The sequence below is a fragment of the Streptomyces sp. NPDC056347 genome (assembly GCF_042262625.1).
GTDB lineage: Bacteria > Actinomycetota > Actinomycetes > Streptomycetales > Streptomycetaceae > Streptomyces.
Genome location: NZ_JBHJQP010000025.1, coordinates 20,788 through 37,058, shown reverse-complemented (window position 1 = coordinate 37,058; position 16,271 = coordinate 20,788). Strand labels below are relative to the sequence as shown.

Genomic DNA, 16,271 nt, shown 5'->3' with positions numbered 1-16,271 from the left:
CACCCGCCTCCGGATGCCGTCGTTCCGTGCGCATGGACATCGCAGGGCCGCCGCCCGCTCACGCCCCGATGAAACGCACCGTCTCCGCTAGCTCCGCCCGGCCGGTACGCAGTGGGGGCACGCCCTCGTCCTCGTACCCCACCGAGACACCGCAGAACAGCATGTGCCCGTCATCCGCACCGACCACCTCGCCGACGGTCGTGCGGTACATCGACCACATCACCTGGGGGCAGCTGTGCAGCCCCTCCGCGCGCAGCAGCAGCATGACCGTCTGGAGGTACATCCCCAGGTCCGACCACTGCGCGGATCCCATCGCCCGGTCGAGGTAGCAGAACAGCACGACGGGCGCCCCGAACGCCGTCGCGTTCAGGGCGGCGATCTTCCGGGGGCGGTCGGGGTCGTCGCGCTCGATGCCGAGCGCCCCGTACCGCTGGGCGGCCGCGGCGGCGAACCGGTCCGTGTACGGGGAAGCCAGGTCCGCCGGGTACATCGGGTACTCCCGCTCGTCCCCCGGGTCCCCCGCCCGCGCCCTGGCCGTCGCGAGCCGCTTCAGCTCGTCCAGGGGTTCGCCGGTCACGACGTACAGGTGCCACGGCTGGAGGTTCCCGCTCGACGGGGCCCGCGTCGCGGCGGCCAGCACGCGCCGGAGCACGTCCACGGGCACCGGCTTGTCGCTGAACGCCCGCACGGCCCTCCGGCTGTCCACTGCCTCGTACACGTCCATGAATCCGCTCCCCTGCCTACTGGCCTACGCCTGCCTCAGATCGCACCTTCGCGCACGGCGCCGACGAACGCCCGCCACGAGGCCGCCCCGAACACCTGGGCACCGAGACCCCGGTCCTTGGTGTCGCGCACGGCCTGACGACCGGAGGCCAGAGCGGCGTGCTCCACACAGTTGTTGTCCACACCGCTGTAGCTGCTCGTGTGCCAGCCCGCGGTTGTCAGCTCGCCAGCCGGAATCTTCTGCCCCTGAGCCATGGTCTGCCTTCCTCGCTAGCGTCATGCGGCCCGACGTGCAGCTCCCCGCCGAGCCCGAAACCCTTGCCTCAGATCGCACCTTCGCGCACGGCGCCGACGAACGCCCGCCACGAGGCCGCCCCGAACACCTGGGCACCGAGACCCCGGTCCTTGGTGTCGCGCACGGCCTGACGACCGGAGGCCAGAGCGGCGTGCTCCACACAGTTGTTGTCCACACCGCTGTAGCTGCTCGTGTGCCAGCCCGCGGTTGTCAGCTCGCCAGCCGGAATCTTCTGCCCCTGAGCCATGGTCTGCCTTCCTCGCTAGCGTCATGCGGCCCGACGTGCAGCTCCCCGCCGAGCCCGAAACCCTTGCCTCAGATCGCACCTTCGCGCACGGCGCCGACGAACGCCCGCCACGAGGCCGCCCCGAACACCTGGGCACCGAGGCCCCGGTCCTTGCTGTCCCCCACCGCGACCAGGGCGTCCGGTGTCATCTGGGTCTCGACGCACGATCCCCCGTTGTCGCCGCTGTAGGAGGACTTCGTCCACGCGTCCTGGGAGAGTCCGTGTCGCACCATCTGCTGTGCCCACCTTCAGGTTCTCTTCGCGAACTCCCGCGCGATCTCCGCGATCAGCTGCATGGACTGACGCGACGCGAGAGCCGATGCCCGCAATTCCTCAAAGGCTAGCCGGTACCGGTCGACAGGCACATTCTCCTCCAGGTACAGCGCCCCGTCGAGGTACTCCAGATTCACCACATCGAGATCCATCGGGTCGGGATAGCTGTAGATGTTGAACGCCCCGTCGAGCCCCGCGTGCCAGCCCTGGCCGAACGGGACTACCTGGATGGTCAGCCTGGGCGGGTTGTTGACCTCGATCAACTTCTCCAGCTGCTCAGCCATCACCGCCGCCCCGGCGATCTCGCGGCGGAGGACGGCCTCGTCGAGCAGGCAGACGTACTGCGGCGCGTTGTTCCGGACCAGGATCTCCTGCCGGTTCCTGCGCACCTCAACATACGACTGGATCTCGTCCTCCGTGGCATCCCTGTTCACGGAGCGGATCAGTTCGGTCGCATAGTCGACGGTCTGAAGCAGGCCCGGAATGAGCAACGGCTGGAACGTGTGGATGCGTGCGGCGTCGGACTCGATCGACAGCCGTTCCTGGAATCCGGCGGTGAGTATGTCGTTGTACTGCGCCCACCAACCCTTGCGGCGTCCTTCCCGGGCGAGACTGGTCAGCGCGATCCTGAGGCGGTCGTCGTTCACTCCGTAGAGTGCGAGCAGAGCCTCGATCTCCAGCTTGGTCACGCCCTGACGGCCGTTCTCCTGCCGGGAGATCTTGGGCTTGTCGCCGCCAATGCGCTCGGCGGCCTCCTCCATCTTGACTCCCGCCGCCTCACGCAGGCGTTTGAGCTCGGCACCGAGCCTGCGACGTCGCACCGTTGGCCGTGGATGACTTGGCAACGCTGCCCCTTCCCATAGGCGTTGAGCGCGAACACCGCGCACGGAGAACATCTCCTGTCACACATCATGCATGCGCACGTTCACCCAATTCAGCGTTTCTGCAACTTTGCAGCCGAACGAGTTGCGGGGAATGAGGCGAGGGGTCCACGCTGTTCCCGTCACACACGGAAACCGGGCCGTTACCCGAGGTCCACCGGTGCGCGTCTCCCAGGAGGAGCCATGACCGTTACGACGGAGATCGAACCGCCGCACTACCGACACGAGTTGTTCGTTCACCCGCAGTCACTCGCGCACATGCGGCGCATCGTCAGCTGTCTGGTGGACCTGTGGGACTTCCAGGAGTTGACGCACACCGCCGCGCTCTGCGCGCACGAACTCCTGACCAACGTCGACCGCCACACCCCCTCCCCCCGCTGCACGCTGACGCTGCAACGCCGTTCGGACGGGGTACGGATCACGGTCGGCGACTCCAGCCCGACGCCGCCCACCCCGCGCACCCCGGACTGGGTGGCCGAGAGCGGGCGGGGGCTCGCGCTCATCGGCGGGCTGGCCTTCGACTGGGGCTCCGAGCCCGCGCCGCAAGGCAAGAACGTCTGGGCCGACCTGCGCAGTTCGCGGCAGGGGAGCGCCGCGTGAGTCAGCCCGACGCGCTCGCGCCCCGGCACGCGGCGGCCGAGCTGGCCTCGGCGTTCCGGGAGGCGGGCATCCGTGTCCCGGTCCAGAGGGGCGCACCCGAACCAGGTCCCGGAGTCGTCGGGTTGGGGGCGCTGTCCCCCGCCGAGGCGCGTCGGCTGGCCCAGCTGGTCCGTACGGGCACGAGGCGCACGCTCAAGGCCGCGCGGGCCTTGCGCGACACCCTCGACGCCTACCGCATAGACCTGCCGGACATCCTGGTCCGGGACGGGCGCATCGCGCTCGGCGCCACCTCACCGGCCGCCGCCGAACGCCTGGCCCGACTGCTCGGCGCCGCCCCGTCCGGCCCGTCCGCCCCGTCCGGCCCGGACTCCCCGCTCGACGCGGACCGGGTCGCCGAGCGTCTACGGAACGCCTTCGCCGCCACCACGGGCGGGGACGCGGTCGACATACGCGTACGGAAGACACCTGACGGGGCAACGGTGTTGGCGCTCGGCTCCATCGACGCGGCGGCGGCGCACCGGCTGGTCACCGCCCTGCGGTTCTGAGCCCACCCGTTTTCCCCGCGTACCCGCGCCTGCCCATCGACCGTGACTGCCTCGTCTTCACCAGCATCGCCCTCGCCGCTTCGGAGAAGGCCGGGCCCAAGGGGGCGGCTGCGACGAACGAACCGGGCAGGAACCCGAAAGCGACCCCTCTCGGCAAGAAACCACGGACCCGCGGGCCCGAGGGCCGCCCCCGCGCCCGGCCCGGCGCGGTCGCCGGGGACAAGGCGCACTTGTCCCGCAGCAACCGCGCCCGCCTACGCGAACATCGCCTCAAGGCGGTCGTTCCGGAGAAGAAGGACCGGGCCGCCCACCGGAAGAAGGCGGGCGGCAAGGGAGGCGGGCCCGTCAGCCACGGCGCCGGCCCCCGCCTCCGCGCCTCTACGATCCGGCTCGGTGACCCCGGGCGAGCCGCCCTTGATCACAACCGAATCCGCTCCCTAGCAGAACTGGTTGAAGGTCGATGTGCCGAACCTGGCGAACGCCGCCTGCGTTTCCGGGCCGGCGACGCCGTCCAGGGCGCCGGTGTATCCCCAGTTACCGTTCTTGAGGAAGTGCTGGAGCCCCTTGATCGTCTGCGGGCCGACCTCCCCGTCGACGGCGAGGCTCTGGCCCCACTCGTTGTTGAGCCAGCGCTGGATCCCCTTCCAGCTCTCCGTGCCGAGATACCCGTCGATCACGAAGTTGCCGTAGATCGAGCCGTCCAGGAAGCACTGGACACCCTTGGCCTGGTTCTGGGTGAGTCCGAGGTTGTTGACCGCGGTCACGGCTACGACCGCGGGCCGTGGAGCGGATGAGGTGGCGGCCATGCCGGGGGTGGCGAGTGCGAAACTTCCGGCCGTTATGCCGATCACCGCGGTCGTGCTGGCGACGACCCGCGTCAAGCTGCGCTTCATGCTTGGAATCAACCCTTCTGTCGAGTGAAGACACACCCCCCACATGCGCCAGAAGTAACTCGATGACATGGCTTGATTTCGATCTTTCTTGAGAGCTGTCGACAGAGCCGGTGAACCGGGACCGGTGGGCCCGCCGCCCCCACCCCGCCGGTGGAACGGCCGAGCCCCCGGGTCGACCAGCGGACTCGCGTACGCCGGAGGACCGCATACCATCCCCCGATGGACAACGCGCGCTTTCTGGACCTCCTCGACCGTCTCTGCCGTCGTCCCGCCATGTTCACCAACGCGCACACGGTGGAGTCCGTCTCCGTCTTCCTGACCGGGTACTTCATCGGTGTGGCGGACGGCGCCCCCGAAGGGCTGGAGGCGGCGGGGTACGGGGGGTGGATGCGGTGGGTCGAGGTGCGGTACGGCGTCTTCCACCCCGCCTGGTCCTGGGCCCGGATCCTGCTGCACCACCACGACGACGACCGGGCGGTCCTGGACGTCCTGCCGTCCCTGTTCCGGGAGTTCCTGGCCGACCGGGACGCGTACGGGGACGCGGGGATCGAAGCGCGGCACCAGGAGCGGTTCCGGGGGCGGGCGTCGGCGCCCGGGCGCACGCACACCGTGGACCCGGGCTGAGAAACCGCGCCGCCCGGGTCCGGTTCCGGGGCCCGGGGCTCAGGGAGCCGGGCGGGTGGCGGTGTCGTGGTCGGCGTCGCCCTCGGGGTCGTCGCCGCCCGTCGCGGCGGACTCCGGGGGCGCGGCGGGCGGGAGCGGGGCGTCCTCGTCCTCGTCGTCCTCGTCGGCCTGTTCGTCGGGGGCGGCCTGGACGCCCACGGCCTGGGAGGACGAGACGTTCTGGTCGATCGCGCCGCCACCTCCGTCGTGGTCGCTGCCCGCGGTGCCCTTGCTGAACGGGCCCAGCACGTTCAGGGTGCGGTCGACCTCCAGCCAGGAGTCGGCGTTGGAGTTGTCGATGGTGATCAGGGACGGTCCGTGATGGGTCTCCATCCCGCCGTCCGGGGCGTCCGCCCACGCCGTGCCGGTGGCGGCCTGGCAGAGGGCGGCGAGGGTGATCAGGAGGGCGGCGCGTGATGCGGAGAAGGGAAGGGGTGTTCGCGGCACGGGTGGCTCGGCTCTCTCTCGGTGTGCGGTTCTCCCGCGGCCGTACGGTCCCCGCCGATGCGCGGAGCGGGGACCGTACGGAGTCGGCGATGCGGGGTGTACGGGTCAGACGTTCGCGGGGGCCGGGTGGTGGCGGCTGATGTTGCGTTCCAGCAGCTCGGTCGAGCGCTGCACCCCGACCCCCTCCGAGGCCACGAACTCCGGAAGCCGCCCGTCGGTCTTCTTCAGCTCCTTCAGCGCGGAGTCGATCGCGGCATGCGCGGCGAACAGGCACGGGGTGCTGTAGATCGCCACCTGGCAGTCCAGGTCGGTCAGTTCGGAGAGCGAGAGCCGGGGCGACTTGCCGCCCGCGATCTGGTTGAACAGCAGCGGCTTGTCGCCGACCACCTCACGGATGCGCCGGATCCACTCGACGCTGCGCACCCCGTCGACCAGCACCACATCGGCGTCCGTCGCCGCCAGCGCCTCGGCCCGCCGCAGGATGTCGGACTCCTCCGTGGCGTCCGTACGGGCCACGACCACCAGGTCGCGCCGGCTCTTCAGCACCAGGTCGAGCTTCTCCAGGTACTCCTCCAGCGGCAGCACCTGCTTGCCGTCCGCGTGCCCGCAGCGGCGCGGGCGCTTCTGGTCCTCCAGGATGATCCCGGAGGCACCGATCCGCTCCAGCCGCTGCACCACGTGGCAGGCGACCTCCGGATCGACGTAGCCGTCGTCGATGTCGACCAGCAGATGGTGCGACGGGAAGGCCAGCCGCAGCCGTTCCACGAAGGCCACCATGTCCGGCCAGGCGATGAACCCGATGTCCGGCAGCCCGTAGTGCGAGGCCGCGAAGCCGAATCCGGACACGAAGAACCCGTCGTAATGACGGGCCACGACCGAGGCCGAATACATGTCGTAGATACCGATGAGAGGGGTCGTTCCCGGGGCCCGGACTTCTTCCCTCAGCGCAGTTCCGTAACGCACGGCGTCTCCTTGCCGATGAGTCGTCGGCCCACCGGGCCGCCGGCCCGGTGGATCCATGAGAAGTGAAGGGGGTTTGAGAGGTATTCCGCCGCCCCGGATGCCATTGACCTGGGCTCCTGCGGCGCGCTGAAGCGTGGGGGGAACGGCGGTGCACCCGTTCCGTACGGGCACGGCCGTCCTCCTGCGAAGACGGGTATATCTATACCACTCACGTGACCGTCTCTTTACCTCCGGACACGCCATGTTTGACCTTGCGTACGAAACCGCCGGGCGCACGCCGGGGCGCATAGGCATTTCGCGCGGAACCTTTGCGGGGCAAGGGAGTTGTGGAAGGGATTTCTTCCGATCATTCGGAACAACGGGCCTTCCGAGCGTGCCGGAACGGGCCGGGAGGGGGGCTTTCAGTCGAACTGTTCGACAATTTCTCCGTGTGGGTGCCGGTCCGCCGTCGAGCGTCCGGCGTCCACTTCGGCACCTCCTTTTCACACGATGGGCGACCCTCGGAGCGGTCCCGTTCCGGGCAGGATCGCCGCAGCCGAAAGCATCGGAGCCTCGAAGTATCGGAGCCTCGAAGCATCGGCCGACCGTCCCAAGGACAAGGAGTGCCCCACATGACACGACGCATCGGTCCGCTCCCCACCCGCGCGCTCGTCGCCGCCGTCGCCGCCACGTCGGCGCTGCTGCTGGCCGGCACCGCGCAGGCCGTCGTCCCGGCAGCCGCCCCGGCGAAGTACGCGAAGCACGAGGACGCCGCCGCCGTACTCAAGAAGGCGGGGGTGACCTGGGCGTCCAGCGGCCACTGCTCCGACTGGAACAACGGGTCGTGCACCTCCTTCACCCGGATCAACAAGGCGTCCGTCGACGGCGTCATCGCCTTCAAGAAGGCCAGCGGCTGCGAGGTGGTCATCACGGGCGGCACCGAGGCGGGCCACGAGCCCGGCCCGTACAGCCACCGCAACGGCTACAAGACCGACATCTCCACCAGGGTCCCCTGCGTCAACTCCTACATCAGGGGCAAGTTCGCCAAGGCGGGCAAGCGCGGCGACGGCGCCGCCCTCTACAAGTCCCCCGCGGGCAACGTCTACGCCGACGAGGGCAGCCACTGGGACATCACGCACCACAACGGCAAGGTGTAGGAAACGGTCGGTGCCCCGGCCGGTCCGGGGCACCGCTCACTTCCGGTACAGCGCCTCGACCTCCGCCTCGAAGTCGCGGGCGATCGCGGCGCGCCTCAGTTTCAGGGAGGGCGTCAGATGGCCGCCCTCCTCGGTGAAGTCCACCGGCAGAACGGCGAACTTGCGGATCGACTCCGCGCGCGAGACCAGTTGGTTGGCCTCGTCGACGGCGCGTTGCAGGGTGGTACGGAGTTCGTCGTCGTCGACCAGTTCCCGGATCGGGACGTGCTGCTTCTTCGTCATCCGGCGCCAGTGCGCGAGCCCGTCCGGGTCCAGGGTGATCAGGGCGGCGACGAAGGAGCGGTTGTCGCCGACCACCATGCACTGGCTGATCAGGGGGTGGGCGCGCAGCCGGTCCTCCAGCGGGGCCGGGGTGACGTTCTTGCCGCCGGAGGTGATGATGATGTCCTTCTTGCGGCCGGTGATCGTGAGGTAGCCCTCGTCGTCGAGCGCGCCCAGGTCCCCGGTGGCGAACCAGCCGCCCCGCCCCGCGGGCACCGCCTCCGCCCGCTCCCCGTCCCAGTACCCCTGGAACACCTGGCCGCCGCCGAGCAGCACCTCGCCGTCGTCCGCGATGCGTACGGCGGTGCCGGGCAGCGGCCAGCCGACGGTGCCCAGGCGCGGTTTGAGCGGCGGGGTGACGGTGGCGGCGGCGGTGGTCTCGGTGAGGCCGTAGCCCTCGTAGATCTCAATGCCCGCGCCCGCGTAGAACGCGGCGAGGCGGTGGCCCAGCGGGGAGCCGCCGCAGATCGCGTACCGGACGTGACCGCCGAGCGCGGCCCGGATGCGGCGGTAGACCAGCGGGTCGTACAGGGCGCGGGCGGCCCGCAGGCCGATCCCCGGGCCGGGTCCGGTGCCGTGCTCGGCGGCCTCGACGGCCTCCCCGTAACGCCGGGCGATCCGGGCGGCCCGGTCGAAGGAGGCGGCGCGGCCCATCTTCTCGGCGGTGGCCCGGCCGGTGTTGTAGACCTTCTCCAGCACGTACGGGATGGCCAGCAGGAACGACGGGCGGAAGCCGGCCAGGTCCGCGAGCAGGTCCTCCGTCCTGATGGACGGGGCGTGGCCGAGGCGGACCCGGGCGCGCAGGCAGCCGATCGCGACCATGCGCCCGAAGACGTGCGAGAGCGGCAGGAAGAGCAGCGTGGAGGCGGGGTACTTGCTGACCGACTTGAAGACCGGGTGGAGGAGTTCGATCGCGTTGTCCACCTCGGCGAAGAAGTTGCCGTGGGTGAGGACGCAGCCCTTGGGGCGGCCGGTGGTGCCCGAGGTGTAGACGAGGGTCGCCGGGGTCTCGGGGGCGAGGGCGGCGCGGCGGGCGGCGACTTCGTCGTCGGGAACGTTCCGGCCCGCCCTGCGCAGTCGGCCGAGGGCGCCCGTGTCGAACTGCCAGAGGTGGACGAGGCCGCCCAGCTCCTTGCGTTCCTGGCTGATCAGCCGGGACTGCTCCGTGGTCTCGACGGCGCAGGCCGCGGCGCCGGAGTCCTGGAGGATCCAGCGGGCCTGGAGGGCGGAGGAGGTCGGGTAGATCGGGACGGTGACGAGCCCGGCCGCCCAGGCCGCGAAGTCCAGCAGGGTCCACTCGTACGTCGTGCGGGCCATGATCGCGATCCGGTCGCCGGGGCCCAGCCCCTCCGCGATCAGGCCCTTGGCCACGGCCAGGACCTCCTCGGCGAACTCCGCCGCCGTCACGTCCCGCCACTCGCCACCGCCGCCGCCGTCACCGTCACCGCCGCTGGCGCCCGGCTGCTTGCGGCTGAGCACGGCCTCGGCGGGGGCCTCGCGGGCGTTGTCGAACGGGATATCGGCGAGTGAGCCGCGGCGCACCTGCGGGGCGGCGGGCGGTACGGCCGCCTGCCGGACGGTGCCGTCCGCGCCCCGGGTGAGGGTCGGTTCGACGAGCACGGGGGCGGACACGGCGGGCGGCGTGGGTGGCGTGGACACGTGCGGCTCCTCGGCGTGGTGGCGGGCGGCGCCGGGTCCGTCCGGCGGCCGGTGCGGTGCGGTACGTGCGGTGCGGTGCATGCGGTGCATGCGGTGCGTGCGGTGCGGTACGGGTACTGCCGTACGGGTGCTGCCGTACGGGCCGAAGGGGCTGCCCGGGGTACTCAGGGACGTTCGAGAACGGCCGTGACGCCCTGGCCGCCCGCCGCGCAGATCGAGATCAGGCCCCGGGACGGCGCGCCCCGCTCCGCCAGCAGCTTCGCCAGCGTGGCGACGATCCGGGCGCCGGTCGCGGCGAACGGGTGGCCGGTGGCGAGCGAGGAGCCGGCGACGTTGAGCCGGTCCCGGTCGACAGGGGCGAGCCCCTGCTTCTCCCAGGCCGCCAGGGTCGCCAGCACCTGGGAGGCGAACGCCTCGTGGATCTCGAACAGGTCGAAGTCCTCGATGGTGAGCCCGGCGCGCTCCAGCATGCGCGGTACGGCGTACGCCGGGGCCATCAGCAGCCCGTCCTCGCTGTGCACATGGTCGACGGCGGCCGTCTCGTACAGGGAGAGGTAGGCGAGCGGTTCCAGGCCGTGCGCGCGGGCCCACTCCTCGCTCGCCAGCAGCACGGTCGCGGCGCCGTCGGTGAGCGGGGTCGAATTGCCCGCGGTCATCGTGGCGTCGGGGTGTCCGGTGCCGAACACCGGCTTCAGCGCGGCGAGTTTCTCGGCCGTGGAGCCGGGGCGCAGGTTCTGATCGCGCTCCAGACCGCGGAACGGCACCACCAGATCGTCCAGGAAGCCGCGCTCGTACGCCGCCGCGAGCCGCTGGTGGCTGGTGGCGGCGAGCAGGTCCTGCTCCGTGCGGCCGATCCCCCAGCGGCGGGCGGTGACCGCCGCGTGCTCGCCCATCGAGAGGCCGGTACGGGGCTCCGCGTTGCGCGGGATCTCCGGGACGAGGTGGCGGGGGCGCACCCCGGCGAGCGCCCTGAGCCGCCCGCCCGCCGACTTCGCGCGGCGGGCGGCCAGCAGCATGCGGCGCAGCTCGTCGTTGACGCCGAGCGGCGCGTCGCTGGCCGTGTCGGCACCGCCCGCGATCGCCGAGTCGACGGCCCCGAGCATGATCTTGTTCGCGGCGGCGACGACCGCCTGGAGCCCGGTCCCGCAGGCCTGCTGGACGTCGTACGCGGGAGTGCGCGGGTCGAGCGCCGAGCCGAGCACGGTCTCCCGGGCCAGGTTGAAGTCGCGGCTGTGCTTGAGCACCGCGCCCGCGACGAACTCGCCGACCCGCTGCCCCCGGAGCCCGAACCGCTCGACCAGCCCGTCCAGCGCGGCCGTCAGCAACTGCTGGTTGGAGAGCCGTGCGTACGGGCCGTCGGAGCGCGCGAACGGGACGCGGCTGCCGCCGATGACCGCGACCCTGCGGGGCTGCGGGAGTGCGAGGGGGATCATCTCGACCAACTCCTGACTCTTGAGTAACCTTACTCCGAAGTAAATCTACGACCGAGCAGGGAGTCCGGACAATGGCCGACCGCTATCTGCACTTCACCGGCACGGCACCCGGCCGTTTTCTGACCCGCCGGCTCGGACTGCCGCGGCCCGTCGCGCTGCGCCGCTGGTCGCCCGGGGCACCGGCGCTGGACGGCCCGCTGCTCCATCTCACCGCCGGGGACTCCGGGGTGACCGAGCGGCTCGGCTCGCTCCTCGCGGCGACCGGCCTCTCCGTCCGCGCCCACGCCGAGCGCCCCGCCGGGATCGTGCTGGACGCGACGGCGGTCGACACCCCGGGCGGGCTCGCCCACGTCCACTCTGCGCTGCATCCGGTGGTCCGCTCCCTCGCCCCGGGCGGGCGGGTCGTGGTGCTGGGGGTGCGCCCGTCGGCCGACGACCACCACCAGGCCGCCGCCCAGCAGGCGCTGGAGGGCTTCGTACGCTCCCTGGGCAAGGAGATCGGCAGGGGCGCCACCGTGCAGCTGCTCCGGATCGCCCCGGAAGGCGTCGACGCGGCCGAATCCACCCTGCGCTTCCTGCTCTCGCCCCGGTCCGCGTACGTCAGTGGCCAGGTGATCGAGCTGACCGCCGCCGCCCCCGGGCCCGTCGCCGACTGGGCGGCCCCGCTCGCCGGGCGCACCGCCCTGGTCACCGGCGCGGGGCGCGGCATCGGGGCCTCGGTCGCCTCGGTGCTGGCCCGGGACGGTGCCCGGGTGCTCTGCCTCGACGTCCCGGCCGCGCACGACGAACTGGCCGCCACCGCCGAGCGGATCGGCGCCACCGCGCTGCCGCTGGACATCACCGCCGACGACGCCGCGGAGCGGATCGCCGACGCGGCCCCGGACGGACTCGACGTACTCGTCCACAACGCGGGCATCACCCGCGACCGCCGCCTCGCCAACATGCCCGCCGAACGCTGGGCGCCGGTCATCGAAGTGAACCTCGACTCCGTACTGCGCACCACGGACGCGCTGCTGAAGTCGGGCACCCTCAACCGCGGCGGCCGGATCGTCGCCACCGCGTCCATCGCCGGGATCGCGGGCAACAACGGCCAGACGAACTACGCGGCGAGCAAGGCGGGCATCGTCGGACTGGTCCGCTCGCTGGCCCCGCGCGCCGCCGCCGACCACGGCATCACGGTCAACGCGGTGGCGCCCGGCTTCATCGAGACGAGGATGACCGCGGCCGTGCCGCTCCTCGTCCGGGAGGCGGGCCGCCGGATGAACTCCCTCGCGCAGGGCGGGCTCCCGGTCGACGTCGCCGAGACGACCGCCTGGTTCGCCCAGCCCGGCTCGGCGGCCGTCAACGGCCAGGTCGTGCGGGTCTGCGGCCAGAGCCTGCTGGGGGCGTGACCCCATGCCCCATCTGAACGCGACACTCGCACGTGCGGCCGTCACATCGTTCTTCAAGAGGGCCGCCGCCCCCGGCGCCGTACTCCCCGCCGGGCGTGCCGTCCGCCCGGCCGCACCGCCCCCGCCCGGCCCGCTCGCCGCGTACCGCGAGGTCTGCGGCTTCACCGGGGCCGGCCCGCTGCCGCTCACCTACCCCCATGTGCTGGGTTTCCCGCTCACCATGGGGCTGATGGCGGCCCGGTCGTTCCCGCTGCCGGTGCTCGGGCTCGTGCACACCTGGATCGAGATCACCCGCCACCACCCCGCACACCCCACCGACGCACTCGAACTCACCGTGTACGCCGAGGAGTTGACCCCGCACCGGCGCGGCACCGAGGTCACGATGGTCACCGAGGCGCGGCGGGCGGGCACGCTGGTCTGGGAGTCCCGCAGCGGCTACCTCTCCCGGCACGCCCAAAGCGCCCCGGACGGCACCGCGCCCAAGGCCCCCGCACCGGAAGAGGAGTTGCCCGCCGTCGCCGAATGGCGGCTCCCCGGCGATCTGGGACGGCGGTACGGCGCCGCCTCCGGTGACCGCAACCCCATCCACCTGTATCCGCTGACCGCCCGGCTCTTCGGCTTTCCCCGGGCCATCGCCCACGGCATGTGGACCGTCGCCCGCTGCCTGGCCGAGCTCCCGGACCCGGACGGGGTCCACCACGTACGGGCCGATTTCAGGGCCCCGGTCCTGCTGCCCGCCACCGTCACCTACGCGGCCGACGGCACCCGGTTCCAGCTGCGCGGCCCCGCCGGCCGCGTCCACCTCACCGGACGGACCCGGCGCGCTCCCGGTCCGGAGCCGGAGACCGGTCCGGGGCCGGGGGCTGCCACGGGCGGCCGTTCATGAGGTTCTCCAGGCCCGCCCAGGAGAAGTTCATCAGGGTGGCCGCGGCCTCCTTCGCCGAGACGCCCGGGGTCTCGTTGGCCCAGCCGGCGAGCGACTCCGCGGCCCCCACCAGCGCCTGCGCGAGCCCCGCCACATCGCGGTCGGGCAGCTCCGGGTCGCGGTGCACCTCGCGGGCCGCGGCCCCGATCAGTTCCGTGACGAACGCGACGATCTCGTCGCGCATCGCCGCCACCTCGTCGGCGAACGGCTCCCCGTGCGTACGCGCCTGGCGGTGCAGCACCGCCCAGCCGTCCGGGTGCTCGGCCGTGTGCGTGAAGAAGGCCCGCAGCCCGGACCAGAGCTGCCGGTCCGCCGGAAGCCCCGGCTCCGCCCCCGCCCGTACCGCGTCGACCAGCGCTTTCGCCTCGCGTCGGATGCAGGCGGTGAAGAGCTCCTCCTTGGAGTGGAGGTAGAGGTAGACGAGCGGCTTGGAGACCCCCGCCAGCTCGGCGATCTCGTCCATCGACGCGGCCCGGTACCCGCGCTGCCCGAAGGTCCGCACCGCGGCGTCCATCATCTGCTGCTCGCGCACGGCCCGCGGCATCCGTTTGTTCTTCACCGCACCCACGTCGACTTCCTTCCGCCCCCGATGTACCGCTTCTCCCCCGGTAAGGGTACGAGGGCGCCCCCGGTCCGTGCTCGCGGACCGGGGGCGCCCCGTGCGTCGTACCTGAACCGGCTACGCGGTGACCGGCACCCGCTCCTGGTCCGCGTCACGGACCTCGGTGTCACGCACCTCGGCGTCACGGGCCTCGCCGTCGACCGGGGAGGAGGAGGCCGAGTTGTACGCGTCGTGGTCGAGGATCTTCTCGCGGGCCGAGACGATCACCGGGACCAGCGCCTGGCCCGCCACGTTGGTGGCCGTACGCATCATGTCGAGGATCGGGTCGATCGCCATGAGCAGACCGACACCCTCCAGCGGGAGGCCCAGCGTCGACAGCGTGAGGGTCAGCATGACCGTCGCGCCGGTGAGACCGGCGGTGGCCGCCGAACCGATCACCGAGACGAAGGCGATCAGGATGTAGTCGCCGACACCGAGCTGCACGTCGAAGATCTGCGCGATGAAGATCGCCGCCAGCGCCGGGTAGATCGCGGCGCAGCCGTCCATCTTGGTGGTGGCGCCGAACGGGACCGAGAAGGAGGCGTACTCCTTCGGGACGCCGAGGCGCTCGGTGACCTTCTGGGTGACCGGCATGGTGCCGACCGAGGAGCGGGAGACGAAGGCCAGCTGGATGGCCGGCCAGGCGCCCTTGAAGAACTGCACCGGGCTGAGCTTGGCGACGGTCGCGAGGAGCAGCGGGTACACACCGAACAGCACCAGGGCGCAGCCGATGTAGATGTCGGCGGTGAACGTGGCGTACTTGCCGATCAGGTCCCAGCCGTAGTCGGCGATCGCGTAGCCGATGAGGCCGATGGTGCCGATCGGGGCGAGGCGGATGACCCACCACAGGGCCTTCTGGAGCAGCTCCAGGACGGACTCGCTGAGGGTGAGGATCGGCTGGGCCTTCTCACCGAGCTGGAGGGCGGCGATGCCGGCGACGGCGGCCATGAAGACGATCTGGAGCACGTTCAGCTCGGTGAACGGCGTGATCACGTTGTCCGGGATGATGCCGGTCAGGAAGTCGAGCCAGGAGCCCGCGTGCTCCGGCAGCTTGCCGTCCTTCGGCGTGAGGCCGGTGCCCGAGCCCGGGTTGGTGATCAGGCCGATCGCGAGGCCGATGGCGACCGCGATCAGCGAGGTGATCATGAACCAGAGCAGGGTGCGGGTGGCCAGCCGGGCGGCGTTGTTGACCTTGCGCAGGTTGGTGATCGACACCAGGATTGCGAAGAAGACGAGCGGTGCGACGGCCAGCTTCAGCAGCTGGACGAAGATGTGGCCGACCTTGTCGAGCGTGGTGTACAGCCAGCCGATGTCGTAGCTGCGGGCCAGCCAGCCCAGGACGACGCCGAGGACGAGACCGGCGACTATCTGGGCCCAGAACGGGACCTTGGGAAGGCGGAAACCGGAGCCGGACGGACTGTCGGCAGCGGTGGACGCGGGATTCGCGGACACGGACACACTCCAGATGTGACGCATCGGGGCGCACGAGGGCAGGGATGTGGGGACGGGGTGGGTGCGGCGCCCGCGTCTCAGGGGCGGCGCCGCTGCATGGTGCCGTTCAGACTGCGCGGCAACAGACCGCGGACATACAGCGGCATAGATCGACGTGCAGGCGCACCACGAGCGGGATGCTCGCGGCATGTCGAGGGCGCACTGCTGTCTCCATGTCGAACACGTTAACACTTGAACTTTGGGAACCTCAAAGGTCTTCTTTGACTCTTCCCTCTTCGCACCCGCGCCATGCCGGGCCCGAAACGGCCGGAACCCCAGTACCGGAGCAGGTGCTCCGGTACTGGGGTTCCGTGGAAGAAGCGTGCGGGTGCCGCAGGGGTGTGAGGAAACTTACCCGCCCCTCGCGCCGTCCCGAGGCCCGTCGAACGCCGACAGCCGACCGTTCAACGCCAGGCGTCAGGCGTCAGGCGTCAGGCGTCAGGCGTCAGGCGTCAGGCGTCAGGCGTCAGGCGTCAGGCGGAGGTGACCTGGTCCTCGCGGGTGCGGTTGGCCTCCAGGCGCCGCTTGGCGCGGTCGACCTTGGTGACGATCTGCTCGGACATCTCGTCGCGCTGCTTGCGCAGCAGTACGTAGCTGAGCGGCGCGGAAAGGACCAGGGCGAGCAGAACCACCCAGACGATGTTCGAGCCGTTCGTCCCGGAGGGCAGCAGACCGAAGTGGACGGCCATGGCCGCGATCACGAAGCAGCCGACGAAGATGCTGAGGCGCATCGCGGTGTACCGAA

At 71.3% G+C, this 16,271-nt stretch carries 19 protein-coding genes and 1 pseudogene; 7 read left to right on the top strand and 13 right to left on the bottom strand.

Annotation, left to right across the window (positions count from 1 at the left end; genetic code table 11):
- Positions 1–58 precede the first annotated feature (58 nt).
- From ACFCV8_RS09145 to ACFCV8_RS09125, 5 genes are all read right to left on the bottom strand, one after another.
- Entirely contained in the window at positions 59–724 is a 666-nt protein-coding gene (locus ACFCV8_RS09145) for a nitroreductase (RefSeq protein WP_376684641.1), read from the bottom strand.
- A 35-nt stretch (positions 725–759) separates the two neighbouring features.
- Positions 760–978, bottom strand: a complete 219-nt coding sequence (locus ACFCV8_RS09140; protein WP_376684640.1) for a DUF397 domain-containing protein — start codon at positions 976–978, stop codon at positions 760–762.
- Between the two features lie 68 nt (positions 979–1,046).
- The gene (locus tag ACFCV8_RS09135) at positions 1,047–1,265 is read right to left on the bottom strand and encodes a DUF397 domain-containing protein (protein ID WP_376684640.1); all 219 of its coding nucleotides are present in this window, start codon (positions 1,263–1,265) and stop codon (positions 1,047–1,049) included.
- Positions 1,266–1,333: 68 nt separating this feature from the next.
- Entirely contained in the window at positions 1,334–1,537 is a 204-nt protein-coding gene (locus ACFCV8_RS09130) for a DUF397 domain-containing protein (protein ID WP_376684639.1), read from the bottom strand.
- 15 nt (positions 1,538–1,552) lie between these two features.
- Entirely contained in the window at positions 1,553–2,473 is a 921-nt protein-coding gene (locus ACFCV8_RS09125) for a helix-turn-helix domain-containing protein (RefSeq protein WP_376684638.1), read from the bottom strand.
- A gap of 168 nt (positions 2,474–2,641) precedes the next feature.
- Here ACFCV8_RS09125 and ACFCV8_RS09120 point away from each other — a divergent pair, with 168 nt between their 5' ends.
- The 3 genes and pseudogenes from ACFCV8_RS09120 to ACFCV8_RS09110 form a co-directional block, all read left to right on the top strand.
- Positions 2,642–3,058 carry an ATP-binding protein gene (locus ACFCV8_RS09120; protein ID WP_376684637.1) on the top strand — a complete coding sequence of 139 codons (417 nt, stop codon included), beginning with the start codon at positions 2,642–2,644 and terminating at the stop codon, positions 3,056–3,058.
- The gene (locus ACFCV8_RS09115) at positions 3,055–3,603 is read left to right on the top strand and encodes a hypothetical protein (RefSeq protein WP_376684636.1); all 549 of its coding nucleotides are present in this window, start codon (positions 3,055–3,057) and stop codon (positions 3,601–3,603) included. The genes ACFCV8_RS09120 and ACFCV8_RS09115 overlap by 4 nt, the downstream gene beginning before the upstream one ends.
- 158 nt (positions 3,604–3,761) lie before the next feature.
- A pseudogene (locus ACFCV8_RS09110) lies at positions 3,762–3,962 on the top strand (hypothetical protein); the annotation flags it as partial.
- Between the two features lie 78 nt (positions 3,963–4,040).
- Here ACFCV8_RS09110 and ACFCV8_RS09105 read toward each other — a convergent pair.
- Positions 4,041–4,496 carry a peptidoglycan-binding protein gene (locus tag ACFCV8_RS09105; protein ID WP_376684635.1) on the bottom strand — a complete coding sequence of 152 codons (456 nt, stop codon included), beginning with the start codon at positions 4,494–4,496 and terminating at the stop codon, positions 4,041–4,043.
- Between the two features lie 219 nt (positions 4,497–4,715).
- Here ACFCV8_RS09105 and ACFCV8_RS09100 point away from each other — a divergent pair, with 219 nt between their 5' ends.
- A complete protein-coding gene (locus ACFCV8_RS09100) occupies positions 4,716–5,120 on the top strand; it encodes a hypothetical protein (protein ID WP_376684634.1) in 405 nt (134 codons plus the stop codon).
- Positions 5,121–5,159: 39 nt separating this feature from the next.
- Here the strand turns inward: ACFCV8_RS09100 and ACFCV8_RS09095 are convergent, their stop codons facing one another.
- Both ACFCV8_RS09095 and ACFCV8_RS09090 read right to left on the bottom strand, forming a co-directional pair.
- Positions 5,160–5,606 (bottom strand): hypothetical protein, encoded by a 447-nt coding sequence (locus ACFCV8_RS09095; RefSeq protein WP_376684633.1) that lies wholly within the window; start codon positions 5,604–5,606, stop codon positions 5,160–5,162.
- 105 nt (positions 5,607–5,711) lie between these two features.
- Positions 5,712–6,569, bottom strand: a complete 858-nt coding sequence (locus ACFCV8_RS09090; protein WP_376684632.1) for an oxaloacetate decarboxylase — start codon at positions 6,567–6,569, stop codon at positions 5,712–5,714.
- Positions 6,570–7,180: 611 nt separating this feature from the next.
- Between ACFCV8_RS09090 and ACFCV8_RS09085 the strand changes: the two genes are divergently transcribed.
- A complete protein-coding gene (locus ACFCV8_RS09085) occupies positions 7,181–7,705 on the top strand; it encodes a hypothetical protein (protein ID WP_376684631.1) in 525 nt (174 codons plus the stop codon).
- Positions 7,706–7,741: 36 nt separating this feature from the next.
- On the opposite strand, the gene ACFCV8_RS09080 is transcribed toward ACFCV8_RS09085, so the two are convergent.
- A complete protein-coding gene (locus ACFCV8_RS09080) occupies positions 7,742–9,685 on the bottom strand; it encodes an AMP-dependent synthetase/ligase (RefSeq protein ID WP_376684630.1) in 1,944 nt (647 codons plus the stop codon).
- Between the two features lie 164 nt (positions 9,686–9,849).
- On the bottom strand, positions 9,850–11,118 hold the full coding sequence (locus ACFCV8_RS09075) for an acetyl-CoA C-acetyltransferase (protein ID WP_376684629.1): 1,269 nt from the start codon (positions 11,116–11,118) through the stop codon (positions 9,850–9,852).
- 71 nt (positions 11,119–11,189) lie between these two features.
- On the opposite strand from ACFCV8_RS09075, the gene ACFCV8_RS09070 reads away from it, so the two are divergent.
- Positions 11,190–12,509 (top strand): 3-oxoacyl-ACP reductase, encoded by a 1,320-nt coding sequence (locus ACFCV8_RS09070; RefSeq protein WP_376684628.1) that lies wholly within the window; start codon positions 11,190–11,192, stop codon positions 12,507–12,509.
- A 4-nt stretch (positions 12,510–12,513) separates the two neighbouring features.
- Complete coding sequence (locus ACFCV8_RS09065) at positions 12,514–13,395, top strand: MaoC family dehydratase (RefSeq protein WP_376684627.1); 882 nt, start codon at positions 12,514–12,516, stop codon at positions 13,393–13,395.
- Here the strand turns inward: ACFCV8_RS09065 and ACFCV8_RS09060 are convergent.
- From ACFCV8_RS09060 to ACFCV8_RS09050, 3 genes are all read right to left on the bottom strand, one after another.
- Positions 13,313–13,978: a TetR/AcrR family transcriptional regulator gene (locus ACFCV8_RS09060; RefSeq protein WP_376684660.1), complete on the bottom strand. Its 666-nt coding sequence runs from the start codon at positions 13,976–13,978 to the stop codon at positions 13,313–13,315. The genes ACFCV8_RS09065 and ACFCV8_RS09060 overlap by 83 nt on opposite strands.
- A gap of 135 nt (positions 13,979–14,113) precedes the next feature.
- Positions 14,114–15,487: a dicarboxylate/amino acid:cation symporter gene (locus ACFCV8_RS09055; protein WP_376684626.1), complete on the bottom strand. Its 1,374-nt coding sequence runs from the start codon at positions 15,485–15,487 to the stop codon at positions 14,114–14,116.
- A gap of 512 nt (positions 15,488–15,999) precedes the next feature.
- Positions 16,000–16,257: a DUF4229 domain-containing protein gene (locus ACFCV8_RS09050; protein WP_376684625.1), complete on the bottom strand. Its 258-nt coding sequence runs from the start codon at positions 16,255–16,257 to the stop codon at positions 16,000–16,002.
- Between the last annotated feature and the right edge of the window lie 14 nt (positions 16,258–16,271).